The sequence below is a fragment of the Vibrio sp. 811 genome, assembly GCF_033339195.1.
In genome coordinates this window covers 1-650 of record NZ_JAWOUB010000505.1, presented here as the reverse complement: position 1 = coordinate 650, position 650 = coordinate 1, and the positions used below count along the sequence as shown (strand labels likewise).

The window sequence follows — 650 nt, the reverse complement described above, 5'->3', positions numbered from 1 at the left end:
ATATGAGATGGGTAAGAAACTAAGAGAAAGCCCAACGTCGACGTTGGGCTTTAGAACGTATTCAGAGGAGGATTAGCGAGTCTGTTTAAGCTCGGCTAATACTTCGTGCAGTGAAGGCACGATAGAGTGACCAAATTGTTTTACCTCATCGCAAGGTTCAACCAAGTCCGGAATTTGATAAGTAATCATGTTTGCCGCTACAGCGGCGCGAACACCGTTATTGGAATCTTCAAAGGCCAAACATCGGCTTGGCTCTACATCCAGACGGTTCGCTGCCAGCAAATAGATTTCTGGATCGGGTTTGCCGTGGCTCACTTCGCAGCCTGTCGTTAGGTTATCGAAGTATTTGCTCAACCCTGCTAATTCCAGTTTGATTTTTGCCACTTCTTTCGCGGTAGATGTCGCGACCGCGATAGGTAAGCCCTGTGCTTTCAACCACTCCAGCAACTCAACAACGCCATCTTTTACAGGGATAGCTTGGTGTTTGACAACTGCGTTGTAACGAGTGCGCCATTCAAGATGTAGGCGGTCTAAATTCTCGCCGTAGGCTTTGCGGAAAATCGTCTCAATTCCTGCCGCATTGCGGCCAATGATCGATAGGTAAACATCTTCATAAAACGGAAGGTTTTGTGCTTCACATGCTTCTTGGT

General features: G+C 47.2%; 1 protein-coding gene. It reads right to left on the bottom strand.

Features of this window, described 5'->3' with window-relative positions; translation table 11 throughout:
* Nucleotides 1–72: 72 nt before the first annotated feature.
* Nucleotides 73–650, bottom strand: a 578-nt coding sequence (locus R7Q46_RS27750; RefSeq protein WP_318078368.1) for an HAD family phosphatase, incomplete at its 5' end; no start/stop codon positions are given.